General features: G+C 65.1%; 22 protein-coding genes. 18 read left to right on the top strand and 4 right to left on the bottom strand.

Annotated elements, in window-relative coordinates; genetic code table 11:
• Positions 1 to 10 precede the first annotated feature (10 nt).
• Complete coding sequence (locus tag AWB76_RS21750) at positions 11 to 1,105, bottom strand: hypothetical protein (protein WP_061162204.1); 1,095 nt, start codon at positions 1,103 to 1,105, stop codon at positions 11 to 13.
• A 255-nt stretch (positions 1,106 to 1,360) separates the two neighbouring features.
• Here AWB76_RS21750 and AWB76_RS21745 point away from each other — a divergent pair, with 255 nt between their 5' ends.
• The 10 genes from AWB76_RS21745 to ftsB all read left to right on the top strand — a co-directional run bounded on the left by AWB76_RS21745 (position 1,361) and on the right by ftsB (position 14,363).
• A complete protein-coding gene (locus AWB76_RS21745; protein WP_063936370.1) occupies positions 1,361 to 3,175 on the top strand; it encodes a phosphatidylglycerol lysyltransferase domain-containing protein in 1,815 nt (604 codons plus the stop codon).
• Between the two features lie 111 nt (positions 3,176 to 3,286).
• Positions 3,287 to 4,540 carry a lipoprotein-releasing ABC transporter permease subunit gene (locus tag AWB76_RS21740; protein WP_061162202.1) on the top strand — a complete coding sequence of 418 codons (1,254 nt, stop codon included), beginning with the start codon at positions 3,287 to 3,289 and terminating at the stop codon, positions 4,538 to 4,540.
• Positions 4,533 to 5,246, top strand: coding sequence for a lipoprotein-releasing ABC transporter ATP-binding protein LolD (gene lolD, locus AWB76_RS21735; RefSeq protein WP_061162201.1), 714 nt, complete (start codon positions 4,533 to 4,535; stop codon positions 5,244 to 5,246). The genes AWB76_RS21740 and lolD overlap by 8 nt, the downstream gene beginning before the upstream one ends.
• Positions 5,247 to 5,269: 23 nt before the next feature.
• Positions 5,270 to 6,058 (top strand): TatD family hydrolase, encoded by a 789-nt coding sequence (locus AWB76_RS21730; RefSeq protein WP_061162200.1) that lies wholly within the window; start codon positions 5,270 to 5,272, stop codon positions 6,056 to 6,058.
• 60 nt (positions 6,059 to 6,118) lie between these two features.
• Positions 6,119 to 8,605 carry a DNA internalization-related competence protein ComEC/Rec2 gene (locus AWB76_RS21725; protein WP_061162283.1) on the top strand — a complete coding sequence of 829 codons (2,487 nt, stop codon included), beginning with the start codon at positions 6,119 to 6,121 and terminating at the stop codon, positions 8,603 to 8,605.
• 17 nt (positions 8,606 to 8,622) lie between these two features.
• Positions 8,623 to 9,444 (top strand): alpha/beta fold hydrolase, encoded by an 822-nt coding sequence (locus AWB76_RS21720; protein WP_061162282.1) that lies wholly within the window; start codon positions 8,623 to 8,625, stop codon positions 9,442 to 9,444.
• A 172-nt stretch (positions 9,445 to 9,616) separates the two neighbouring features.
• A complete protein-coding gene (pyrG, locus tag AWB76_RS21715) occupies positions 9,617 to 11,305 on the top strand; it encodes a CTP synthase (protein ID WP_061162199.1) in 1,689 nt (562 codons plus the stop codon).
• Positions 11,302 to 12,156, top strand: coding sequence for a 3-deoxy-8-phosphooctulonate synthase (kdsA, locus tag AWB76_RS21710; protein WP_061162198.1), 855 nt, complete (start codon positions 11,302 to 11,304; stop codon positions 12,154 to 12,156). Before pyrG ends, kdsA begins: the two co-directional genes overlap by 4 nt.
• A gap of 338 nt (positions 12,157 to 12,494) precedes the next feature.
• On the top strand, positions 12,495 to 13,778 hold the full coding sequence (eno, locus tag AWB76_RS21705; RefSeq protein WP_061162197.1) for a phosphopyruvate hydratase: 1,284 nt from the start codon (positions 12,495 to 12,497) through the stop codon (positions 13,776 to 13,778).
• Between the two features lie 114 nt (positions 13,779 to 13,892).
• A complete protein-coding gene (gene ftsB, locus AWB76_RS21700; protein ID WP_061162196.1) occupies positions 13,893 to 14,363 on the top strand; it encodes a cell division protein FtsB in 471 nt (156 codons plus the stop codon).
• 85 nt (positions 14,364 to 14,448) lie between these two features.
• On the opposite strand, the gene AWB76_RS21695 is transcribed toward ftsB, so the two are convergent.
• From AWB76_RS21695 to AWB76_RS21685, 3 genes are all read right to left on the bottom strand, one after another.
• On the bottom strand, positions 14,449 to 14,799 hold the full coding sequence (locus AWB76_RS21695; RefSeq protein ID WP_061162195.1) for a hypothetical protein: 351 nt from the start codon (positions 14,797 to 14,799) through the stop codon (positions 14,449 to 14,451).
• A 153-nt stretch (positions 14,800 to 14,952) separates the two neighbouring features.
• Positions 14,953 to 15,903 carry an Hsp33 family molecular chaperone HslO gene (hslO, locus tag AWB76_RS21690; protein WP_061162194.1) on the bottom strand — a complete coding sequence of 317 codons (951 nt, stop codon included), beginning with the start codon at positions 15,901 to 15,903 and terminating at the stop codon, positions 14,953 to 14,955.
• A gap of 50 nt (positions 15,904 to 15,953) precedes the next feature.
• Positions 15,954 to 16,478 (bottom strand): gamma carbonic anhydrase family protein, encoded by a 525-nt coding sequence (locus AWB76_RS21685; protein ID WP_061162193.1) that lies wholly within the window; start codon positions 16,476 to 16,478, stop codon positions 15,954 to 15,956.
• A 188-nt stretch (positions 16,479 to 16,666) separates the two neighbouring features.
• On the opposite strand from AWB76_RS21685, the gene AWB76_RS21680 reads away from it, so the two are divergent.
• The 8 genes from AWB76_RS21680 (at position 16,667) to dapA (ending at position 23,696) form a co-directional block, all read left to right on the top strand.
• Positions 16,667 to 17,512, top strand: a complete 846-nt coding sequence (locus AWB76_RS21680) for a ferritin-like domain-containing protein (protein WP_061162192.1) — start codon at positions 16,667 to 16,669, stop codon at positions 17,510 to 17,512.
• 34 nt (positions 17,513 to 17,546) lie between these two features.
• Entirely contained in the window at positions 17,547 to 18,431 is an 885-nt protein-coding gene (locus tag AWB76_RS21675) for an alpha/beta fold hydrolase (protein ID WP_061162191.1), read from the top strand.
• A gap of 85 nt (positions 18,432 to 18,516) precedes the next feature.
• Positions 18,517 to 19,347, top strand: coding sequence for a 3',5'-nucleoside bisphosphate phosphatase (locus AWB76_RS21670; protein WP_061162190.1), 831 nt, complete (start codon positions 18,517 to 18,519; stop codon positions 19,345 to 19,347).
• Between the two features lie 160 nt (positions 19,348 to 19,507).
• Entirely contained in the window at positions 19,508 to 20,137 is a 630-nt protein-coding gene (locus AWB76_RS21665) for an L-threonylcarbamoyladenylate synthase (RefSeq protein ID WP_061162189.1), read from the top strand.
• 130 nt (positions 20,138 to 20,267) lie between these two features.
• Positions 20,268 to 20,933, top strand: a complete 666-nt coding sequence (locus tag AWB76_RS21660; RefSeq protein ID WP_061162188.1) for a site-2 protease family protein — start codon at positions 20,268 to 20,270, stop codon at positions 20,931 to 20,933.
• Between the two features lie 4 nt (positions 20,934 to 20,937).
• Positions 20,938 to 22,140 carry a tryptophan--tRNA ligase gene (locus AWB76_RS21655; RefSeq protein ID WP_061136158.1) on the top strand — a complete coding sequence of 401 codons (1,203 nt, stop codon included), beginning with the start codon at positions 20,938 to 20,940 and terminating at the stop codon, positions 22,138 to 22,140.
• Positions 22,140 to 22,727, top strand: coding sequence for a class I SAM-dependent methyltransferase (locus tag AWB76_RS21650; RefSeq protein WP_061162187.1), 588 nt, complete (start codon positions 22,140 to 22,142; stop codon positions 22,725 to 22,727). Before AWB76_RS21655 ends, AWB76_RS21650 begins: the two co-directional genes overlap by 1 nt.
• A 63-nt stretch (positions 22,728 to 22,790) precedes the next feature.
• Entirely contained in the window at positions 22,791 to 23,696 is a 906-nt protein-coding gene (gene dapA / locus AWB76_RS21645) for a 4-hydroxy-tetrahydrodipicolinate synthase (protein WP_061162186.1), read from the top strand.
• Positions 23,697 to 23,732 lie beyond the last annotated feature (36 nt).

Here is a 23,732-nt window from a genome sequence, read left to right as displayed (position 1 = left end):
GCAAAGTGCCTTATTCGATGAAAAGCGCCGCGATCGGACGGCGCCGCCAGAACTTGCGCAAGTCGGCGCGCGTGACCGAGAGCGTGACCGAGCCGGTGTCGCCGCAGAGCGTGAGGCTCAGGCGGCCGAGCGAGCCGTCGCCGAGCGCCTGCAGCGCGGGCGCGAACCAGCCGCTTTCCAGCGCCTTCAGCGATGCGTTCCAGCGCGCCCAGTCCTGCTCGATGAACGGCGCGGAGAACGCATTCAGCTCGACGAGCGTCGTGCCCTGCGCATCGTCTTTCGGGAGCGATGCGAAGGACTCCGGCGGCATCGACGGCTTCACGCCGGCTGCGAGCGCGAGGCCGCGGGTGGCCGCGGCGTCGGACATCACGCGGGCGAACGGGCTCGTCACGGGGCGCATCGCGCCTTGTGCGTGCAGCCAGATCGAATTGATCGCGGGCAGCCCGCGCGATTCGCGCTCGATGTTCAGCGGATGCTCGAACCACGCCATCTGCACTTCGTTCTGCAGCTTCATCCACGCGCGCGAGCGCTCGCCGGTGCGGGCTTCGTGCGGCAGCCAGATTTCGATGTTGCGTCCCGTCGCGCGCAACGGCGATGCACCCGCGAGCGTGCCCAGCGCTTCGCCCGATACGTACCAGCGCAACGGCGTGGGCGCCTGCAGCGTCACGCCGAGCGCTTCGATCACCGGCCGCGCGGTTTGCAGCAGCGCGCGCGCTTCTTCCGTGTGCACGCCGAGCGTGTCCGGATCGATCAGCACCAGATGATCGTGCGCGATACGCACGTGAACCGGCTCGATGCACGCCCAGGACGCATCGCCGGGCGTGCCGCCGTCGGCGAGCAGCATGAAGGGCGCGAGCGGGGCGTCGTCGGCGTAGAGCCGGTCGGCGGGCGCGACGGCGTCGAAGCGCCGCGCGATCCAGCGTTCGTGCGGCAGCGTGCGCTGAAAATCCTCGCCGATGACCCGCTCCTCGAGCGTGGCGCGGGCAAGCAGCTTGTCGAGCGCCGCGCTCTCCAGTCCGTGCAGGGCGGTGGCGGCGTCTGCGGCCGAGGGCAGGGCGAACGGCAGCAGGAGATGGAGGTGGTGAACAGGCATGATGCTCGGCATTGTAGGGCAAAGCCGATGGTGCGACGGGCGGCGTTGGCGCAGGCGAAGTGGGGCGCGCTGCATCGCACGCCGGGAGGCGAAAGGTAGAATCGCAGATTCCGCGGTTGCGGTGATGTCCGGCCTTCGCCGCGGCGTCCGCAGGCCCGCTCGCCGGCACGACCGGCCATATCGCCACCGTCGAACGGTGCGCCTTTTAACATCGAAACCAGCCGTCCGATGCCGTCAACTGATGTGCCCGCGCCGTCGTCCTCACGGATGGCGCGATTGAAATCGATCGATCTGAACGCGCCGCGCACGCGCGCTTTCGCGTGCTTTCTCGTGCCGGTGCTGTTCGGCCTGTATTCCCTCTGGCTCGGCGCAGACGCCAACTGGGATCTCTTCAACTATCACCTTTACAACCCGTTTGCGTGGCTCAACGGCAAGCTGTCGATCGATTTCGCGCCGGCGGGCATGCAATCGTTCTTCAACCCGATGCTCGATGTCGGGCTGTACTGGCTGAACACGCATGTGCCGTCGCGCGTCGTCGGCTTCGCGATGGGCGCGCTGCATGGCCTCGTGTTCGTGCTCGTGTTCCACATCGCGCGTCACGCGGTGGCGCAGAGCGCGGCGGAAGACGCGAATCGCGTGCCGTTGCTGCTCGCGCTCGCAGGCGCGTTGAGCCCGAGCTTTCTGACCGGCCTCGGCAACTCGATGGGCGACGACACGACGTCGCTCCTCATTCTCGCGAGCCTGCTCATTTTGCTCGCCAGCTGGGACACGCTGTCGTCGGGGCGGCTGCGCAGCTGGCTCGTCGTCGCCGGCGGCGGCTTCGTGTGCGGACTCGGCGTCGGGTTCAAGCTCACCAACGCCATCTTCGCGGTGGCGCTGTGCGCGGCGCTGCTCGGCTATCCCGCGTCGTTCGGCGCGCGCGTGCGGTTCGCGTTCGTCTTCGGCGTCGGGTCGCTCGCCGGATTCGCCGTAACGGGCGGCTACTGGCTCGTCCACATGTGGCAGTCGTTCGGCAATCCCTTCTTTCCGCTCTTCGCGAAGTGGTTTCCCAATCCGATGACCGTGCCGATCAGCGGCGACGTGCGCTGGCTGCCGCGCAACCTGCTCGAAACGCTGCTGTGGCCGTTCGTGATCGCCGCCGATCCGAAGCGCGTCGGCGAATCGCCGGTACGTGAGGTCGTCTGGCCGATCGTCTATGCCGTGTTCTGGGTCTGGGTCGCCGCGTGCGGGATCGCGAAACTGCGCGGACGCAGCATGCCGCGTCTGGATGCGCGCTCGCGCTTCGTCGTGGTGTTCGTCGCGCTCGGATATCTCTTGTGGATGAAGGGCTTCAGCATCTACCGGTACGTCGTCGCCGTCGAAGTGCTCACGCCCGTCGTCACGTTCGTGCTGCTGCAACAACTGCTCGATTATCGGCGGGCGCGGCGCGTGGCGTTCTGGATCATCGGCGGCGCGGTAGTGGTGACAGTCGCGGGCGGCGTGCGCAGCTGGGGACATGAAGGCTGGGCAGACCCGCTTTATCACGCCGAATTGCCGTCGCTCGCCGAGCCTGCGCGCACCACCGCGATCATTTACAGCGAGAGCACCGCATGGGCGTGGCTCGCAACACGCTTTCCGGTCGACGTCGCGTTCACGCAAATCGACAGCAGTTTCCCGCGCGGCCCGGCCTTCGACGAACGCGTGCGCGAGCTGGTCCGTTCGCGCGGCGGCCCCGCGTTCGCCCTGATCGACGGAAGCTACAACGCGCGAACCGACACCATCGCGCGCACGAACGCGATACTCGACCGTCTCGGCCTGACTTCGGGCGCGAACGGCTGCGGCGCGCTGCGCTGGGCGGTGGATCGTCTGCGTCTGCGGGCGAGCTATCACGACGATGCCGCCGGCCCGAAGCGCTGTCATCTCGATCTGCGCGCCGACGACGTGCGCGACGTCGACGCTGAAAACCGCTTTCTGGCCGAGCGCGCGGCGCCGGCATTCGCGCGCTACGGCTTCGCGCTCGACGCGGCATCGTGCGAACGCCGCCGGGCCGGAATCGGAAAGGGTGTCAGCCTCTATCAATGGTGCCGCGTGAGCTTGCACTGAACGCCGCTTCTGGCGTTCGCTGCCGTCCCGTCCGCGTCATGTATGGCAAACTTTCGCAAAATCGCGCCACCGGGGCACAACAACGCTGAACCAGCAGCAGAAAGGAATCGCTTGAAACTTCCGTACGAATGGCAGATTGGCTGGCGCTACACGCGCGCCAGCAAACGCACCACAGGCAACGGCTTCATCTCCTTCATCGCGCTCGTGTCGATGGCGGGCATCGCGCTCGGTGTCGCGGCGCTGATCGTCGTGCTGTCGGTCATGAACGGCTTCCAGAAGGAAGTGCGCGACCGCATGCTGTCGGTGCTCGCGCACGTCGAAATCTTCTCGCCGACGGGTTCCATGCCCAACTGGCAACTGACCGCGCAGGAGGCGCGCCGCAATCCCGAAGTGATCGGCGCCGCGCCTTATGTCGAAGCACAGGCGTTGCTCACGCGCCAGGGCGCCGTGAGCGGCGTCGCGCTGCGCGGCGTCGAACCCACGCTGGAGCCGGAAGTGTCGGATATCGGCAAGGAAATGCGCGCGGGCAAGCTCACGGACCTCAAGCCGGGCGAGTTCGGCATCGTGCTCGGCAAGGATCTGGCGTCCAATCTCGGCGTGATGGACGGCGACAAGGTGACGCTCGTCGCGCCCGAAGGCACCATCACGCCGGCGGGGATGATGCCGCGCCTCAAGCAGTTCACCGTGGTCGGCGTCTTCGAGTCGGGACACTACGAGTACGACTCGACGCTCGCGCTCATCGAAATCCACGATGCGCAAGCGCTCTTTCGCCTCAACGCGCCGACCGGCGTGCGTCTGCGCCTGAAGGACATGCAGCGCGCGCCGGAAGTCGCGCGCCAGCTCGCGCGCACGCTCTCCGGCGATCTCTACATTCGCGACTGGACGCAGCAGAACAAGACGTGGTTCTCCGCCGTGCAGATCGAAAAACGCATGATGTTCATCATCCTCACACTGATCATCGCGGTGGCGGCGTTCAATCTGGTGTCGTCGCTCGTGATGACCGTCACCGACAAGCAGGCCGATATCGCCATCCTGCGCACGCTCGGCGCGCAGCCCGGCTCGATCATGAAGATTTTCGTGGTGCAGGGCGTGACGATCGGCTTCATCGGCACGGCGCTCGGCGTGACTTTCGGCTGCCTCATTGCGTGGAGTATTCCGTGGCTCGTGCCGATGATCGAGCATCTCTTCAACGTGCAGTTCCTGCCGTCGTCGGTGTATTTCATCAGCGAGCTGCCGTCGGAGCTCGTGCCGGGCGATGTCGTCAAGATCGGCGTGATCGCATTCCTGTTGTCCTCGCTCGCCACGCTCTATCCGAGCTGGCGCGGCGCGAAGGTTCGTCCGGCGGAGGCGCTGCGCTATGAGTGATCTGATTCCGGCCAACAATATCGTGCTGCAGGCATCGGCGATTTCGAAGACGTTCGTGCAGGGCGGCTTCAACGTGCAGGTGCTCAACAACGCGCAACTCGACGTGATGAAGGGCGAAAAGCTCGCGATCGTCGGCGCGTCGGGTTCGGGCAAGAGCACGCTGCTGCACGTGCTCGGCGGTCTCGACGAACCGAGCGCGGGCAAGGTCTCGCTCCTCGGCAAGCCGTTCACCGAGCTGAAGGAAAAAGAGCGCAACGAGCTGCGCAATCGCGCGCTCGGGTTCGTGTATCAGTTTCATCATCTGCTGCCCGAATTCACGGCGCTCGATAACGTCGCGATGCCGCTGCGCATCCGCCGCATGCCCGAGGAAGCCGCGCGCAAGGAAGCGCAGGTCATGCTGGAGCGTGTGGGCATCGGGCATCGCGCGAAGCATCGGCCGGGCGAGCTGTCGGGCGGCGAGCGGCAGCGTGTGGCGATCGCGCGCGCGCTGGTCACGCATCCCGCGTGCGTGCTCGCCGACGAACCCACCGGCAATCTCGACGGCGGCACCGCCGACACCGTCTTCAACCTGATGCTGGAGCTGTCGCAGACGCTCGAAACGAGCTTCGTGATCGTCACGCACGATCCCGATCTCGCCGCGCGCTGCGACCGCATCATGCGCCTGCGCGACGGCGTGCTGCACGAAGAGCCGGTCGTGCCGGTTTAACGCGGTCCTCTGCGGGAGGCGTCATGTGGATCGATACGCACTGTCATCTCGATGCCGGCGAGTTCGATGCCGACCGCGATGCCGTCGCCGACGCGGCCCGCGATGCACGCGTGAATCGCATCGTGATTCCGGGCGTCGGGCGCTTCAACTTCGGGACGGTGCGCGCGCTCGCGCATCGTATCGAAGGCGGTGCGTATGCGCTGGGCATCCATCCGCTTTTCACGCCGGGCGCGCAGGACGATGACTTGCGCGTGCTGCGCGAGGAAATCGAAGCGAGCATGTACGATCCGCGTTTCGTCGGCATCGGCGAAATCGGGCTGGATTATTTCGTGCCGGCGCTCGACGACGCCCGCCAGCAGTTCTTCTACAACGAGCAACTGAAGCTCGCGCGCGAGTTCGGTCTGCCCGTCATCTGCCACGTGCGCAAGTCGCAGGACAAGGTGCTCAAGGGCCTGCGCGTGCATGACATTCATTGCGGCATCGCGCATGCGTTCAACGGCAGCTTCCAGCAGGCCGAGGCGTTCATCGCGCAGGGCATGCATCTCGGCTTCGGCGGCAATCTCACGTTCGAGCGCGCGCGGCAGATTCGCCGGCTCGCGACCGAACTTCCGCTCGACGCGATCGTCCTCGAAACCGATGCGCCCGATATCGCGCCGTCGTGGCGGTACAAAGGGCGCAACACGCCGGATCAGGTCGCGCGCATCGCGGAGGTGCTCGCGCAGCTTCGCGGCATCGACGAAAACGCGCTCGCCCTAGGCACAACGGCTAACGCTCACGCGGCGCTCCCACGGCTCGCGCTCGCCTCTTCATAATCGTTTCGATCGACGCATCGGCTGCATGCGTTCGGCGTGACGACGAGGACGAGGAAAGAAGTGCGGGCGATTCTGCTGTGTTTTGCATTGGGCGTCGTGTTGTTGCAGCAGCAGGCGCGCCTGCCGGATGGAACCGTGTGGTTCATGTGCGGCGCGGCGTTCGCCATTGCGACGATGCTCGGCGCGATGCAGCCGCGCGTGCGCATCGCGAGCTTCGCGATGGCGGCGTGCGCGCTGGGTTTCGCGTATGCGTCGATACGCGCCGACGTGCGGCTGCGCGAGCAATTGCCATCCGAGTACGAGCAGCGCGATATCGAACTGACGGGTTTCGTGCGCGGGCTGCCCGAGCAACAGGCCGATGGCACGCGCTTTCTGTTCGAAGTCGAAGCCAACGGCGCGAAACTGCATGAATTTCCGCGCGTCGTGCGCTTGCTGTGGATGTCGGGCGATCATGTTCCGGACCTTCACGCAGGCGAGCGATGGACTTTGACCGCGCGGTTGAAGCGTCCGAACGCCAACGCGAATTTCGGTCTGCGCGACGGCGAAGTGACGCTGCTCGAACGCGGCATTCGCGCGACGGGTTATGTCTCGACTGCGCGCGCGCCGCGCCATTTGAAATCCGATGCGACCGGCCCGCGACTCACGATCGATCGGCTGCGTGCGCGCGCACGGGATCGCATCGAGCGCGTGCTTGGGGATGCGCCGCATCGCGGGATCATCGTCGCGCTCGCGGTGGGCGCGCAGGACGAGGTCAGCGATGCCGACTGGGCCGTCATGCGCGCCACCGGCACGAGCCATCTCGTCGCGATATCGGGCTTGCATATCGGCTTCGTCGCGGGATTGGCCGCGTTGATCTTCGGCTTCGTCTGGAAGCGCGTGCGCTGGCGTGGCGTGAGCGCGCCGTTGATCGCGCCCGCGCCGAAAGTGGCGGCGCTCGGCGCGGTTGCATTCGCCGCGTGCTATGCCGCGCTCGCCGGTTTCAACGTGCCCGCGCAACGAACGCTGTGGATGCTGCTGATCTTCGCGATCGCGTTTCTCGGCGGGCGACGGCCGGCGTCATCGCTCGTGCTGCTTTGGGCGCTCGCGTTCGTGCTGATCGGCGATCCGTGGGCGGTGACGTCGACGGGATTCTGGTTGTCGTTCGGCGCGGTGGCGGCGATCCTGCATGCGATCGCGTCGGCGGGGCGCAGCGAATCGCGTGCGCAGACGGAAGACGACGATGACATCGACCAGTGGGATCGCGTCGATCCGAGCGAAGTGGGGCAGCGTCCGCAAACTCCGAAGAAGCGCAGGCCGTTTGCGATCGTCGCGCGATTCGCAGGTCGGATGCGGCGTCACATCGCGTCGAGCGCGCGCGTGCAGTACGCGGTGACGATCGCGCTCGCGCCGCTCACGGTCTACTGGTTCTCGCAGATTCCCTTGCTCGGTCCGCTCGCGAATGCATTCGCGATTCCGTGGGTCAGCGTGATCGTGACGCCCGCCACACTCGCGGGCCTCCTCCTTCCCGCGCCGCTCGATGCGCCGATGTTCCACCTCGCGCACGCCGCGTTGTCCGTGCTCTGCGACATGCTCGCGCGTCTCGCCGATGCCGCGCCGTCCTCGCTCTGGCTTCTGCCCCGGCCGGATGCGTTCGCGCTCGCGGCGGCGTGCGTCGGCGTCGCATGGGCGCTTGCGCCGCGCGGCTGGCCGTTGCGCTTCGCGGCGCCGTTGACGTGGCTGCCGCTGCTCGCACCCGCGATGCATCCCGCGCCCGTGGGCGCGTTTCGCGTCACGGCGCTCGATATCGGGCAGGGCTCGGCGCTCGTCGTCGAAACCGCGCGGCACGCGTTGCTCTTCGACGCTGGTCCCGGCCCCGAATCGACGCATGCGGGCGAGCGCATCGTCGTGCCATATCTGCAGGCCGCGGGCGTGCGCGCGCTCGATACGCTTGTCATCAGCCATTCGGATTCGGATCATGCGGGCGGCGCGCCGGCCGTACTGCAATCGATCGCCGTGCGGCAACTGCTCGCGTCGCTGCCCGCGCAGGACGCGTTGTGGTCCGATGCCCGCGCACGCGGCGCGCACACGCTGCGCTGCATCGCCGGACAGCGCTGGACATGGGACGGCGTCGAATTCCGCGTGCTGTGGCCCGAGCCGGGACCGCTTTCGGGCAAGCCGAATCATCAGTCGTGCGTGCTCAAGGTGACGAACGCGGCAGGGCGCGCGGCGCTGTTCGCGGCCGACATCGAAGCGGACGTCGAACGCGAACTGATCGCGCGTGCGCCCGCCGACCTGCGCGCCGACGTGCTGATCGTGCCGCATCACGGCAGCCGCACTTCGTCTACCGAGCCTTTCCTCGATTCCGTCGGGCCGTCGGCGGCGATATTTCAGGTAGGCTATCGCAACCGTTTTCATCATCCGCATCCAACCGTGTACGCGCGCTACCGGATGCGCGAGATCGTGCTGTCGCGCAGCGACGAAGACGGCGCGGCGCGTATCGAAATCGGTTCGCAGATCACGTTCGAGCGCTACCGGCAAAGCCACGCGCGCTATTGGATGGCGCGCTAGAAAAAAATGAGACACGCTTGAAAGACATCATCCATTTCTCGCACGCGAACGGCTTTCCGGCGTCGACGTATCGCACGATTTTCGCGGAGCTTTCTGACGATTACGACGTGCGCAGCATCGAGCGCATCGGTCATGACGCGCGCTTTCCGGTGACGCGCGACTGGCCGTATCTCGTCGATCAGCTCATCGACGACATGAGCCGCTATCGGCGCGAAACGGGCGACGATCATCCGAAAGTGTGGCTCGTCGGGCATTCGCTCGGCGGCTATCTGTCGCTGCTGGCGGCGCTGAAGCGCCCGCAATGGGTGAAGGGTGTCGTGATGCTGGATTCGCCGGTGATCGCGGGCTGGAAAAGCGGCCTGTTGCGCGTCACGCAGTGGACCGGGCTCGACGAGCGCCTCTCGCCCGCCGCGGCGACCCGTAAGCGCCGCACGCAGTGGGCGAGCCGCGACGAGGCGTGGCGCCATTTTCAGTCGAAGCCCGCGTTCGCGCGCTGGGACGAGCGCATGCTGTCCGACTATATCGATTTCGGCATTCCGCAGACGCACCCGAACGGCGCACGCACGCTCGCCTTCGATCGTCAGGTGGAATATCAGATCTATCGCACGCTGCCGCACACGCTCGGCGCGCGGCTCGCGCATGGCGCGCCGGTGCCGGTCGGTTTCATCGCGGGGACGCATTCGCGCGAAGTGCGGCAGGTCGGCCTGGGCATGACGCGGCGCATCGCGGGCGAAAACGTCGAATGGATGGAAGGCAGCCATCTCTTTCCGATGGAGCGCCCGATCGATACCGCGCGCGCCGTGCAACGCCTGCTCGAGGCCATGCGCGCGCCGTGCTGACGGCGCGCTCAAAAGGGCACGAGCACGCACGCGGGACTTGACGAACGGCCTGCGCCACGTTCCGCAAAAATGACGCCGAAATGCGCGTATTTGTAGTCAATATCCGCGCCGCGCGCGCTTCGTGGGAACCGGCCTTTACGGTATAATCCGTTTTTCCCGCGAGCATCTAGCGATGACCAAATATGTATTCGTCACCGGCGGCGTAGTTTCGTCCCTTGGCAAGGGTATTGCCGCCGCCTCTCTCGCCGCGATCCTCGAATCGCGCGGTCTCAAAGTCACTCTCCTCAAGCTCGATCCCTACATCAACGTCGACCCCGGCACGATGAGCCCGTTCCAGCACGGGGAAGTGTTCGTGACGGAAGACGGCGCGGAGACCGACCTCGACCTCGGCCACTACGAGCGCTTCATCAGCACGAAGATGCGCAAGGCCAACAACTTCACCACGGGCCAGATCTACGAATCGGTGATCCGCAAGGAACGCCGCGGCGAGTATCTCGGCAAGACGGTGCAGGTTATTCCGCACATCACCAACGAAATCCAGGCATTCGTGGAGCGCGGCGCCGCAGCGGCGACGTGCGGCCAGCCGGACGTGGCGATCGTGGAAGTGGGCGGCACGGTGGGCGACATCGAATCGCTGCCGTTCCTCGAAGCCGCGCGTCAGATGAGCCTGCGCATGGGCCGCAACAGCGCGTGCTTCGTGCACCTCACGCTGGTGCCGTTCATCGCGACGGCGGGCGAGCTGAAGACGAAGCCTACGCAGCACAGCGTGCAGAAGCTGCGCGAAATCGGTATCTATCCGAACGTTCTGTTGTGCCGCGCTGACCGCCCCATTCCGGACGACGAGCGCGCCAAGATCTCGATGTTCTCGAACGTGCCCGAAGACGCCGTCATCTCGGTGTGGGACGCGGACAGCATCTACAAGATTCCGCAGATGCTCAACGACCAGCATCTCGACGACATCATCTGCGAAGCGCTGAAGCTGTCGCCGCCGCCGGCCGATCTCACGATGTGGTCGAACCTCGTCGAGAAGCTCGAGAATCCGAAGCACGAAGTGACCATCGGCATGGTCGGCAAGTATGTCGAGCTGACGGAGTCGTACAAGTCGCTGATCGAAGCGCTGCGTCACGCGGCCATTCACACGTCGACGAAGGTCAACATCGAGTACATCGATTCGGAGCAGATCGACGCCGAAGGCACCGATGCGCTGAAGCATCTCGACGCCGTGCTCGTTCCGGGCGGCTTCGGCCGTCGCGGCACGGAAGGCAAGATCAAGGCGATCCGCTATGCGCGCGAATCGAAGACGCCGTATCTCGGCATCTGCCTCGGCATGCAGCTCGCGGTGATCGAGTTCGCACGCGATGTCGCCGGCCTCACGGATGCGAATTCCACCGAGTTCGATCAGGACACGCAGAATCCGGTCGTCGCGCTTATCACCGAGTGGTACGACCGCGCGGGCCGCATCGAGAAGCGCAACGAAGAGTCGGATCTCGGCGGCACCATGCGCCTCGGCTCGCAGAAGTGCCCGATCAAGCCCGGCACGATGGCCGAACGCATTTACGGCAGCGATGTGAACGAGCGTCATCGTCACCGTTATGAAGTCAATAACCGTTTCGTGCCCCAGCTCGAAGCCGGTGGGCTTATCATCAGCGCCCGTACCCCGAGCGAGGATTTGCCCGAGATGATGGAGTTGCCGCAGTCGCTGCACCCGTGGTTCGTCGGCGTGCAGTTCCACCCCGAGTTCACGTCGACGCCGCGCGACGGGCATCCGCTGTTCAAGGCATTCGTCGATGCCGCACGCGCGCACGCCGAAGGCAATGGCGTGAAGGCGCCGGCCAAGGCCACCGCGGGAGCGCAAGCATGAAGCTGTGTCACTTCGAAGCAGGGCTCGACAAGCCGTTCTTCCTGATCGCGGGCACGTGCGTCGTCGAGTCGGAGCAAATGACGATCGACGTCGCCGGTCGGCTCAAGGAAATGACCGAGAAGCTCGGCGTGCCGTTCATCTACAAGTCGTCGTATGACAAGGCGAACCGCAGCTCGGGCAAGTCGTTCCGCGGCCTCGGCATGGACGAAGGTCTGCGCATCCTCGGCGAAGTGAAGAAGCAGCTCGGCGTGCCGGTTCTGACGGACGTGCATGCCGAACATGAGATCGAAGCGGTGGCATCGGTCGTGGACGTGTTGCAGACGCCCGCGTTCCTGTGCCGTCAGACCGACTTCATCCACGCGTGCGCGCGCTCGGGCAAACCGGTCAACATCAAGAAGGGCCAGTTTCTCGCGCCGCACGACATGAAGAACGTGATCGACAAGGCGCGCGACGCCGCGCGTGAAGCGGGTCTGTCGGAAGACCGTTTCATGGCGTGCGAGCGCGGCGTGTCGTTCGGTTATAACAACCTCGTGTCCGACATGCGCTCGCTCGCGATCATGCGCGAAACCAACGCGCCGGTCGTGTTCGACGCAACGCATTCGGTGCAGTTGCCGGGCGGGCAGGGAACGAGTTCGGGCGGTCAGCGCGAATTCGTGCCGGTGCTGGCGCGCGCCGCGGTCGCAACGGGCGTCGCCGGTCTCTTCATGGAGACGCATCCGGACCCGGCCTGCGCGAAGTCGGACGGCCCGAACGCGGTGCCGCTGCATCACATGGAAGCGCTGCTGTCCACGCTCATCACGATCGATCGCGCGGTGAAGAGCGGTCCGTTCCTCGAGAACGACTTCAACTGAGCATCAGCTGCAAAAGGTAGTAAGGCACGGGCGTCATCATCGGCGCCCGTGTTGCGAAAATAGGTCGCCTGGAGCGATCAGGGCATTGGAGGAGCGTGCATCGCATCAGGGCGATACCCGCGATCAGCGGGACCGGCGCCCGCTCCCCATGAAAGCGATGCGAATCGAATCAGTTCGATTCCGAAACGACCGTTCTGTACGCCGGGACTGAACCGGTGGGCATCGAGATGGTCTGAGCGAAGCCTGTGAAACGCGTGCGCAGCGTGTATCGAAGTGTAAAAGCTGACGGCGCGCTTCGTTGTGACTGACAGAATTCATCGTCATTTCTTGAGGAAACCATGAGTGCTATCGTAGATATCATCGGCCGCGAGATTCTCGATTCGCGAGGCAATCCGACCGTCGAATGCGACGTGTTGCTCGAATCGGGCACGATGGGCCGGGCGGCAGTGCCGTCGGGCGCATCGACGGGTTCGCGCGAGGCCATCGAATTGCGCGACGGCGAAGCGGGCCGCTATGGCGGCAAGGGCGTGCTGAAGGCCGTCGAACACATCAACACCGAGATCTCCGAAGCCATCATGGGCCTCGACGCCTCGGAACAGGCTTTCCTCGACAAGACCTTGCTCGAGCTCGACGGCACCGACAACAAGTCGCGCCTCGGCGCGAACGCGATGCTGGCCGTGTCGATGGCGGTCGCCAAGGCCGCTGCTGAAGAAGCCGGCCTGCCGCTGTACCGCTACTTCGGCGGCTCGGGCGCGATGCAGCTTCCGGTCCCGATGATGAACATCGTCAACGGCGGCGCGCACGCGAACAACAGCCTGGACATCCAGGAATTCATGATCGTGCCGGTGAGCCAGCCGACGTTCCGCGAAGCGCTGCGTTGCGGCGCGGAAGTGTTCCATGCGCTCAAGAAGATTCTGGCCGAGCGCGGCATGAGCACCGCGGTGGGCGACGAAGGCGGCTTCGCGCCGAACTTCGGCAGCAACGACGAGTGCCTGTCAACGATTCTGCAAGCCATCGAGAAGGCTGGCTATCGCGCCGGTGAAGACGTGCTGCTCGCGCTCGACTGCGCGGCGAGCGAGTTCTACCACGACGGCAAGTACCAGCTCGCGGGCGAAGGCCTGCAACTGTCGTCGGCGGAATTCGCCGACTACCTCGCCACGCTCGCGGATAAATTCCCGATCGTGTCGATCGAGGACGGCATGCATGAAAGCGACTGGGAAGGCTGGAAGATCCTGACCGACAAGCTCGGCAAGAAGATCCAGCTCGTCGGCGACGATCTCTTCGTCACGAACACGCGCATCCTGAAGGAAGGCATCGAGAAGGGCATCGCGAACTCGATCCTCATCAAGATCAACCAGATCGGCACGCTGACGGAAACCTTCGCGGCAATCGAGATGGCCAAGCGCGCGGGCTACACGGCCGTGATCTCGCACCGTTCGGGCGAGACGGAAGATTCGACCATCGCGGATATCGCGGTCGGTCTGAACGCCGGCCAGATCAAGACCGGCTCGCTGTCGCGCAGCGACCGCATCTCGAAGTACAACCAGTTGCTGCGTATCGAGGAAGATCTCGGCGATATCGCGAGCTACCCGGGCAAGTCGGCGTTCTACAACTTGCGCTAAAGCTTTTGCCGCTTTAGTCGATAAGAACGCTTAGTCGTTCTTGATGCGTCATCTTTTAAAGCCCGCCGCCCACGGCTTTCTCGCCGCCGGGCGGCGCTTATTTCGGCTACTTGAATGCGGCTCGTAACTGTCGTTCTGGTTCTGTTGCTGGTGCTGATCCAATACCCGCTCTGGTGGGGGCACGGCGGCTGGCTGCGTGTGCATGAATTGCAGCAGCAACTCGCGCAGCAGGCGGAGAAGAACACGAACCTTAGACTGCGCAACGATCGCGTCCAGGGCGAAGTGCAGGATCTGCAAAACGGCACGGCGGCCGTGGAAGAGCGCGCGCGCTACGAGATGGGCATGGTGAAGGACAGCGAGGTGTTCGTGCAGTTCGTCTCGCCGAATTCGAATGCGCCCGTCAATTCCGCGAACGTGCCGGGCATGAATGGTTCGACGCGCGGTCAGGTGTCGGCGGCGCCGCTGCGCGTGGTGCCGAATCCCGTGTCGCGCTCGAAGCAGGAGTTGCGCGATCTGGACAAGAAGGCGCAGAAGGAAAAAGCGGCCGAAGCGAAAAAGAAACAGCAGCAGGGCGCGGCGCAATAGCGCGGCGGCTTTTCATCTGAACGAAAAAATGGCGCGGTCATCGATCGCGCCATTTTTGTTTCTGCCGGGTGGCGTGCTGATTCGCTTACCAGGCGGTGCCGAAGCCGATGCCGGTGCCCCAGTAAGGCCCGCCCCAGCCGCCGCTCGAATAGCCGCCGTAGACCGAGACCGGCGCGGGCGCGTAGAACTGCGACATCGTCTTCGCGGCATTGCCGGCGGCTGCGGCCTGTTGCGATTCGTTGAGCGCCTGCTTGTCGATGGCGTTATAGCGTTCCATCTGCTGCTGCGAGGTCAGCGTCTGCTGCGGCGCGGGCGCGGTGTCGGGCAGGCGGCTATAGATCGGCGATGGGCCGGGCGGATCCATCATGCAGCCGGCGACGAGCGCGACCCCGGCGAGGCACGGCAGCAATTTCCAGTTGAGCGTAGCGGTTTTCATTTTGCGACCTCCAGCGGGTCGGACGTCTGTACGGAAGTCCCATGATAGCTCGCGGCGTCGGTCGTGAAACTCAGGCTGCAAAGCGGCGCGCCGCGCTTCACGAGCTCACGGCGCGCACTGCGAAACCCTGACTGGACAAGGCTTGCAGGTGTTTCAGTGGCGCCGGTCCGACGCTGGACTCACGCCTTGTGAGAGTTCTTTTGCGACAAAAAGTTGCGCAACGTCGACGGAGTCGAAGTCGTAGCGCTGGTTGCAGAACTCGCAATGCACTTCGACGCTGCCGCGCTCTTCGAGCACGCTGTCGACTTCCTCGCGGCCGAGCATCTTCAGCATGCCGCCGACCTTCTCACGCGAGCACGTGCACTGGAAGCGCGCCGGCGCGGGTTCGAAGTGCTGCACGTTCTCTTGCCAGAAGAGGCGCTTGAACACCGTATCCGGCTCTTCCTTCAGCAATTCCTCGTTCGACAGCGTGCTGCCGAGATGACAGACGCGCTGCCACGTATCGGAGTCGTGCGCGCCCGGATGCGGAACGATGCCGCCATCGCCCGGCAGCTTCTGCAACAGCATGCCGACGGCGCGATCGGTATCCGCGGCGAGCCACAGTCGCGTGTCGAGCTGCTCGGAGTGATGCATGTAGTGCTCGAGGACTTCGGCCATCGACTTGAGCGGGCCGTGCTCGCCCGACAGCGGCACGATGCCCTGATACGGCTGCTGTCCCGGCTTTTTATCGGCGGGATCGAGCGTGATGACGCAGCGGCCGCGCCCGTGACGGTTCAGCAGATCGGGCAGCGACATCTCGTTGTCCAGCTCGTGTTCGCTGCCCTCGGCGAGCTTCGCGGTCGCGCGCAGCGACAGGTTCGAATTGCACTGCACGACCAGCATCTTCACGGGACCGTCGCCATAGATCTGCATGACGAGCGTGCCGTCGAACTTGAGGTTCGCGGACAGCAACGCGCACGCGGCCATCATCTCGCCAAGCACGTTGCGCACGGCGACGGGATAGGAGCGGCGCGCGAGCACTTCCTGCCACGTGTGACGCAACGAGACGATCTCGCCGCGCACGGGCGCCGCATTGAACATGAATTTCTGCAACTGGTCGTTCACAACTCTTCCTTGGGTGTTGAGGCTGCTGCGCCGTCTTGCGCGACGTCCGTTCAGCCGATGCGCACGAGATGCGCCTTGTAATATTCGCGCCGGTCGGCATAACTCGCCGTGGCCGCGCGCATGCGGGCGATATCCGCCTCGCCGATGTCCCGCACCGCCTTCGCGGGCGCGCCCAGAATCAGCGTGTTGTCCGGAAACACCTTGCCTTCGGTGACGACGGCGCCCGCGCCAACCAGACAGTTGCGGCCGATCACCGCGCCATTCAAGACCACCGCCTGAATGCCGATCAGCGAGCCTTCCTTGACCGTGCAGCCGTGCAGCATCGCCTGATGACCGACGGTGACGTCGTTTTCAATCGTGAGCGGAAAACCCGGGTCCGCATGCAGCACCGCGCCTTCCTGCACGTTGCTGCCGCGTCCGACGACGATCGGCTCGTTGTCGCCACGCAGCGCGGCGCCGGGCCACACGCTCGCGTTCTCCTCCAGCGTCACGCGGCCGATGATGGTCGCGGTATCCGCAAGAAATACGCTCTCGTGGATGGTCGGGGCGTCGTCGCCGAGTTTGTAGATGGCCACATTGTCTCCTGGGGCGTGATGTCGTCGTGGTGGGAATCGGCGCGGCGCTACAATGCGCGGCTGTCGGCGGGGTGTCGCGGGAGCGATTGTTACGCGTTTTGCGGTGTCCGCCGCGATTACCATTTTAGCTGTTTGCTGTAAGCGTCCGCTGGAACGCGATATTCGACGCCCGTTTTCGAGATAGTCCGATGCACGATCCTGTGATTTCCCCGCAAGCCACCGCCTGCGCGCGCCGCGCGGCGCTCGCGATTCTGCGTGAGCGCGACCCCGCGACGAAGGCGGCGCAAGCCAGCGCGCTCTTCGATATGACGCGCGAAGCGCCGTCGAGCATCGATCCGCAAGCCGCGCTCGCGGAGCCAGCCGATCTGCCCGGCCGGCCCGAGCGCCCGGAACTCGTCGAGCCGTCGTCGCTGAAGCGTCGCAGCATGCAGTCGGACGCGGGGCGCGCGGTGCTGCTGCACGCGCTCGCGCACATCGAGTTCAACGCGATCAATCTCGCGCTCGACGCCGTCTGGCGATTCCCGTCGATGCCGCGCGAGTTTTATCTCGACTGGTTGAAGGTCGCGGCGGAGGAGGCGCATCACTTTTCGCTGTTGAGCGCGCGGCTCGCCGAATTCGGCCACGCTTACGGCGATTTTCCGGCTCACGACGGCCTGTGGGACATGGCGCAGCGCACGCGCGACGACGTGCTCGCGCGCATGGCGCTCGTGCCGCGCACGCTGGAGGCGCGCGGCCTCGACGCGTCGCCGCCGATCCGAAAGCGTCTTGCGCAGGCCGGCGATCACGCGTCGGCGGCGATTCTCGACGTGATCCTGCGCGATGAAATCGGTCACGTGCTGATCGGCAATCGCTGGTTCCGTTTTCTGTGCGACGGCCAGAATCTCGACGCGCACGCGACCTACGAACGCCTCGCCGCGCAATATCACGCGCCGAAGCTGCGCGGTCCGTTCAACTTCGAAGCGCGCCGCGACGCCGGCTTCGACGAAGCCGAACTGCGCGCGCTCGCGGGCCTCGACGAATCATCGTCGCTATAATCGAGCGATCATCCTTTTTTATCGAGACGACACCATGAAAGATTCGCGTTCCGAATTCGTCGATGCGCGCGGCGTGCGCCTGCATGTGCGCCGCTGGGGCGCACCCGACGCGCCGATGCTCTTCATGCTGCACGGCTGGATGGATATCGGCGCGTCGTTCCAGTTCGTCGTCGATGCGCTCGCCGGCGACTGGCAAGTGCTCGCGCCCGATGCGCGCGGCTTCGGGCTGTCGGACTGGCCGGTCGCGGAGAAGGGCGGCGGTCACTACTATTTTCCCGACTATCTCGCCGATCTCGACCTGCTGCTCGACCATTACGCGCCGGGCGCGCAGGTCGATCTCGTCGGGCACAGCATGGGCGCCAACGTCGCGCTGCTCTACGCGGGCGTGCGGCCCGCGCGCGTGCGTCGCGTGGTCGATCTGGAAGGCTTCGGGCTGCCGGCGGCGCGCGCGTCGCAGTCTCCGGGGCGCATCGCGCAATGGCTCGACGGTCTGCGCGCGCCACCCGCGCTGCGCAGCTACGCGAGCCTCGACGAAGTCGCCGATCGGCTGATCCGCACGAATCCGCGTCTGCCTCTCGCGCGCGCGCGATTCCTCGCGCAGCACTGGTCGCGTGAGGAAGCGGACGGGCGCTTTCATCTGCTCGCCGATCCGGCGCACAAATTGCGCGGGCCTGTGTTGTATCGGCTGGACGAGGTGAGCGCGGCGTGGACGCGCATCACGGCGCCGGTGCTGCACGTCGAAGCAAAGCATTCTCCGACGCTCGCGGAACTGGCGGGCGAGATGCCCATCGCTGAATTCAAGACGCGTTTTCAGGCATTTCCCGACTGGCGCGAGGAACTCATCGACGATGCCGGTCACATGATCCATCACGATCAGCCGGAGCGCGTCGCGGCGCTGATCGAATCGTTTTGCGCGTGAGCGGCGCGACACGGAACGAAGGAACTGCATAATCGGCGTGTCACGCCGTTACAGTTAGAATGTCAGTGAAACCCTAGAAACCAAGATGAACGCCGATCTGCATTGCCACTCCACCGTGTCCGACGGCCAGTTCGCACCCGCCGTGGTCGCGGCGCGCGCGCATGCGAACGGCGTCACGCTGTGGTCGCTGACGGATCACGACCAGCTCGGCGGGCAGGACGAAGCGCGCGAGGCGGCCGAAGCGCTCGGCATGGGCTATCTGCCCGGCGTCGAGATTTCGGTGACGTGGGCATCGCGCACGGTGCATATCGTCGGGATGAATGTCGATCCACATAACGACGCGCTGCTCAAGGGCCTCGAATGCACGCGCAACGGACGCGCGGCGCGCGGCGTGGCGATCGGCGAGGCGCTCGCCGCGGTCGGCATTCCGGATTGCTATAAAGGCGCGCTGCGTTACACCGAAGACCCCGACATGATTTCGCGCACGCATTTCGCGCGGTATCTCGTGGAAGCGGGCTATGCGCAGTCCACATCGGACGTCTTCGCGCGCTATCTCGGCGACGGCAAGCCGGGCTTCGTCGGGCATCGCTGGGCGAAGCTCGCTGACGCCGTGAAATGGATCAAGGAAGCGGGCGGCGAGCCGATCATCGCGCATCCGGGCCGCTACGATTACACGCCGGTCGAATTCGCCGCGCTCTTCGACGAATTCATCCAGCTCGGCGGAAAGGCCATCGAGGTCGTGACGGGCAGCCATACGCCCGACCAGTACCGCGAATATGCCGATGTCGCGCGCCGCTACGGCTTCGAGGCCTCGCGCGGTTCGGACTTCCACGGCGCGGGCGAAGGGCGCATCGACCTGGGGCTGCTTCCCCCGCTGCCCGACGACCTCACGCCTGTCTGGGAGCGCTGGCTTTAGCGTTCTTTCGGCGCGCGTCTTCTTGCGTCGCGCGCACGGTCTTTGCATCACCTGTGATTTTCCGCACGCGCATCGCGTCGGGCGCGCTCGCGCGTGATTCGCGCCGCGTTCGAGGCCGTCGTGGCCTTCGCGATAACGATCGAAACAATAAGGCGTCGCCATGTCTCAATTCTTTCGCATTCATCCGGACAATCCGCAGCCGCGGCTCATCAATCAGGCCGTGCAGATCATCAAGGACGGCGGTCTCGTCGCGTTGCCGACGGATTCGAGCTACGCGCTCGGCTGCCATCTTGACGATAAAGACGCGGTCGAGCGGCTGCGACGCGTGCGCGGCATCGACGATAAACAGTTGCTCTCGCTGCTGGTGCGCGATCTCTCCGAGCTTTCCAACTTCGCAATGGTCGACAACCAGCAATATCGGCTGATCAAGTCGGTGACGCCGGGGCCGTACGTCTTCGTGCTGCAGGCGACCAAGGAAGTGCCGCGACGGCTCTCGCATCCGTCGCGCAAGACGATCGGGCTGCGCGTGCCCGATCACGCGATCACGCTCGCGCTGCTGGAGGCGCTCGGCGAACCGCTGCTGGCGTCGACGCTGATCCTGCCGCCCGACACCGAGCCGCTCAACGACGCGGAAGAAATCCGCGAGCGCCTGGAAAAGCAGGTCGAACTCGTGATCGATGCCGGCGCGTGCCCGGCGGAGCCGTCGACAGTGATCGATCTTTCATCGGGGGAGCCAGTGCTCGTGCGCGCGGGGAGAGGCAGTCTCGAACCGTTCGGGCTCACGGCGTAAGCGCCGCGCAGTGACGCACACGGGCATAAGTCCCGATTAAGCGTTTTCGCACATGATGGGCGAAATAGTGCCCGCCCGGCGCCGCCGCGCGCGCCTGATCCGACCTGCCTGCTTGATACAATACCCTCCCATGGATCCTTCCCTGATACAAACCATCGCGGTCTACGCGCTTCCCGTGATTTTCGCGATCACGCTGCACGAGGCCGCGCATGGCTATGCCGCGCGACTGCTCGGCGACAACACGGCCTACGTGCTGGGCCGCGTTTCCATGAACCCGATGCGCCACATCGACCCGATCGGCACGATCGTCATTCCCATCGTCCTGTATTTCGTGACGAGCGGCGCGTTCATGTTCGGCTACGCGAAGCCCGTGCCGGTGGCGTTCGGCAATCTGCGCAATCCGCGCTGGGGCAGCCTGTGGGTCGCCGCGGCCGGGCCGGGCAGCAACTTCGTCCAGGCGATCGTCTGGGGCGTCATCGCGGTGCTGCTCGCGGCCTTTCATGTCGACGAGGTGTTCTTCACGCGCATGGCGGCCGCCGGCGTCGGCGTGAATCTCGTGCTCGGCGTGCTGAATCTCTTTCCGTTGCCGCCGCTCGACGGCGGCCGCGTCGTCATGGCGCTTCTGCCGGTGCGGGCGTCCATCGCGTTTTCGAAGCTCGAGCCGTATGGCTTCTTCATCGTGATGGCGCTCGTTGTGACCGGCGTGCTGACGCGCTACTGGCTCGGGCCGCTCGTGAACGTCGGTTATACGGCGGTGTCGGCTATTCTGAATCCCCTCGCTTCACTATTCCCATAACATCATGTTCCCTGACCGTATCTTCTCCGGCATGCGGCCCACCGGGTCGCTGCACCTCGGCCACTATCACGGCGTGCTGAAAAACTGGGTGCGGCTGCAGTCCGAATACCCGTGCTTCTTCGCGGTGGTCGACTGGCACGCGCTCACGACGCACTACGAGACGCCCGAGGTCATCGAGAAAAACGTCTGGGAGGTGCTCATCGACTGGCTGGCGTCGGGCATCGATCCGGCGCAGGCAACCTTGTTCATCCAGAGCCGCGTGCCCGAGCACGCCGAACTTTCGCTGCTGCTCGGCATGGGCACGCCGCTCGGCTGGCTCGAACGCGTGCCGACCTACAAGGAACAGATCGAGAAGCTGCGCGAGAAGGACCTGTCGACGTACGGCTTCCTCGGCTATCCGGTGCTGATGGCGGCGGACATTCTGCTGTATCGCGCGTCGCTCGTGCCGGTGGGCGAGGATCAGGTGCCGCACGTCGAGATGACGCGCGAGATCGCGCGCCGCTTCAACTATCTCTACGGCAAGGAGCCGGATTTCGAGGAGAAGGCGCTCGAAGCGGCGAAGAAGCTCGGCGGCAAGCGCGCGAAGCTGTATCACGAGTTGCGCGTCGCGTATCAGCAGGAAGGCGACGACGAAGCGCTCGAACAGGCGCGCGCGATGCTGCAGGAGTCGCAAAGCCTGTCGATGAGCGATCGCGAGCGCCTGTTCGGCTATCTTGAAGGCGCGCGCAAGCTCATTCTGGTCGAGCCGCAGGTTCTGCTGACCGAAGCGTCGCGCATGCCGGGCCTCGACGGCCAGAAGATGTCGAAGTCCTACGGCAACACCATCGGTCTGCGCGAGGACGCGGCGACCATCGAGCAGAAGGTTCGCAAGATGCCGACCGACCCGGCGCGCGTGCGGCGCACCGATCCGGGCGATCCCGACAAGTGCCCGGTGTGGCAGCTGCATCAGGTCTACACCGACGAAAAGACGCACGAATGGGTGCAGAAGGGCTGCCGCAGCGCGGGCATCGGCTGTCTGGAATGCAAGCAGCCGGTGATCGAAGGCATCCTGCGCGAGCAGCAGCCGATGCTGGAGCGCGCGCAAAAGTACATGGACGATCCGTCGCTGTTGCGCGCGATCGTCGCGGACGGCTGCGACAAGGCGCGCAAGTTCGCCACGGAAACCATGCGCGACGTGCGCGAAGCCATGGGCCTCTCCTACAACTGATGGAAAGCGCGATCAGTCCGTGGGTCGCGCGCTGGGCGCATCTCGTTGCGCCCGGCGGCGCGTTGCTGGACGTCGCCGCGGGCCGCGGCCGCCACGCGCGGTGGTTCGCGGCGCGCGGTTGTCCGGTTCTGGCGGTCGATCGCGATGGCGAGGCGCTCGCATCGATGGCATCGCTCGAAGGCATCGAAACGCTCACGGCGGATCTCGAAGACGGCTCGCCCTGGCCGTTTCCGAGCGACCGGACGTTCGCTGCGGTCGTCGTCACGAATTATCTGCATCGGCCGCTTTTCGGGCATTTCATCGATGCGCTCGCGCCCGGCGGCGTGCTGATCTACGAGACGTTCGCGGCGGGCAATGGCAGCATCGGCAAGCCGTCGAATCCGGCGTTTCTGCTCGAACCGGGCGAATTGCTCGACGCGGTGCGAGGGCGCTTGCGGGTGATCGCCTACGAAGACGGATTCGTCGACGATCCGCGTCCTGCCTACGTGCAGCGAATCTGCGCGGTTCGCGAACCGCAGTCAGCCGAAAAACCGCTCACGATTAGTAACATACCCCCGGGTCCGCCACGTTACGCGCTGACCGGCTAATCCGCTACAATCGCGTAATATCGCTTTTTGCGATTAAATTCACGATTAAATTCATAGAGTTTCATGACAAACGGAACACACGGCGGCATCCAGATCCGCGGCAGCATTCCTGCCATCGTCACACCGATGCACGAGGACGGTAGTCTTGATCTGCCGGCGTTTCGAAAACTGATCGACTGGCACGTCGAGCAAGGCTCGAACGGTCTCGTCGTCGTCGGCACGAGCGGCGAATCGGCCACTTTGTCGGTGGAAGAGCACATCCTGATGATCCAGACGGCCGTCGAGCATGCGGCCAAGCGCTTTCCGATCATCGCGGGCGCGGGCGGCAATTCGACCGCCGAGGCCATCGAGCTCTCAAAGCAGGCAAAGAAAGTCGGCGCCGACGCCACGCTCCAGGTCGTTCCGTATTACAACAAGCCGACGCAGGAAGGCATGTATCGCCATTTCAAAGCGATCGCCGAAGCTGTCGATCTGCCCGTGATCCTGTACAACGTGCCGGGCCGCACCGTTGCCGATATGAGCAACGAAACGATCCTGCGTCTCGCGGACGTGCCGGGCATCATCGGTGTGAAGGAAGCGACGGGCAATATCGACCGCGCGGCGCATCTCATCAAGCACGCGCCGGCGCATTTCAGCATTTTCAGCGGCGACGATCCCACGGCCATCGCGCTGATGCTGCTCGGCGGCCACGGCAACATCTCGGTGACGGCGAACGTCGCGCCGAAGGAAATGAGCCAGCTTTGCCGCGCCGCAATCGAAGGCGATGCGATCACCGCGCGCCGGATTCATCTGAAGCTGCTGTCGCTGCACAAGCAACTCTTCTGCGAATCGAATCCGATTCCGGCCAAATGGGCGCTGCAGGCGCTTGGCCGCATGGAAGGCGGCATTCGTTTGCCGCTCACGCCGCTCGACGCGCGCTACCACGACGTGGTGCGCGACGCGTTGCGCGACGCCGGGCTTCTCGCCTGATCGCACGGGGCGGCGCGACACGTCACAAGGAATCGA

The organism is Caballeronia temeraria (genome assembly GCF_001544795.2).
Taxonomy (GTDB): Bacteria; Pseudomonadota; Gammaproteobacteria; order Burkholderiales; family Burkholderiaceae; genus Caballeronia; species Caballeronia temeraria.
Note: the sequence above shows the minus strand (reverse complement) of the source record. Positions and strands in the feature narration are given on the sequence as shown.

Excerpts from the sequence above, each read along its gene's own strand:
- lolD (WP_061162201.1), top strand. The coding sequence starts at position 4,533 with ATGAGTGATCTGATTCCGGCCAACAATATCGTGCTGCAGGCATCGGCG.
- dapA (WP_061162186.1), top strand. The coding sequence starts at position 22,791 with ATGACAAACGGAACACACGGCGGCATCCAGATCCGCGGCAGCATTCCT.
- pyrG (WP_061162199.1), top strand. The coding sequence starts at position 9,617 with ATGACCAAATATGTATTCGTCACCGGCGGCGTAGTTTCGTCCCTTGGC.
- AWB76_RS21730 (WP_061162200.1), top strand. The coding sequence starts at position 5,270 with ATGTGGATCGATACGCACTGTCATCTCGATGCCGGCGAGTTCGATGCC.
- AWB76_RS21695 (WP_061162195.1), bottom strand. The coding sequence starts at position 14,799 with ATGAAAACCGCTACGCTCAACTGGAAATTGCTGCCGTGCCTCGCCGGG.
- AWB76_RS21750 (WP_061162204.1), bottom strand. The coding sequence starts at position 1,105 with ATGCCGAGCATCATGCCTGTTCACCACCTCCATCTCCTGCTGCCGTTC.
- AWB76_RS21655 (WP_061136158.1), top strand. The coding sequence starts at position 20,938 with ATGTTCCCTGACCGTATCTTCTCCGGCATGCGGCCCACCGGGTCGCTG.
- ftsB (WP_061162196.1), top strand. The coding sequence starts at position 13,893 with ATGCGGCTCGTAACTGTCGTTCTGGTTCTGTTGCTGGTGCTGATCCAA.
- eno (WP_061162197.1), top strand. The coding sequence starts at position 12,495 with ATGAGTGCTATCGTAGATATCATCGGCCGCGAGATTCTCGATTCGCGA.
- AWB76_RS21680 (WP_061162192.1), top strand. The coding sequence starts at position 16,667 with ATGCACGATCCTGTGATTTCCCCGCAAGCCACCGCCTGCGCGCGCCGC.
- AWB76_RS21660 (WP_061162188.1), top strand. The coding sequence starts at position 20,268 with ATGGATCCTTCCCTGATACAAACCATCGCGGTCTACGCGCTTCCCGTG.
- AWB76_RS21670 (WP_061162190.1), top strand. The coding sequence starts at position 18,517 with ATGAACGCCGATCTGCATTGCCACTCCACCGTGTCCGACGGCCAGTTC.
- AWB76_RS21665 (WP_061162189.1), top strand. The coding sequence starts at position 19,508 with ATGTCTCAATTCTTTCGCATTCATCCGGACAATCCGCAGCCGCGGCTC.
- AWB76_RS21745 (WP_063936370.1), top strand. The coding sequence starts at position 1,361 with ATGGCGCGATTGAAATCGATCGATCTGAACGCGCCGCGCACGCGCGCT.
- kdsA (WP_061162198.1), top strand. The coding sequence starts at position 11,302 with ATGAAGCTGTGTCACTTCGAAGCAGGGCTCGACAAGCCGTTCTTCCTG.
- AWB76_RS21675 (WP_061162191.1), top strand. The coding sequence starts at position 17,547 with ATGAAAGATTCGCGTTCCGAATTCGTCGATGCGCGCGGCGTGCGCCTG.
- AWB76_RS21650 (WP_061162187.1), top strand. The coding sequence starts at position 22,140 with ATGGAAAGCGCGATCAGTCCGTGGGTCGCGCGCTGGGCGCATCTCGTT.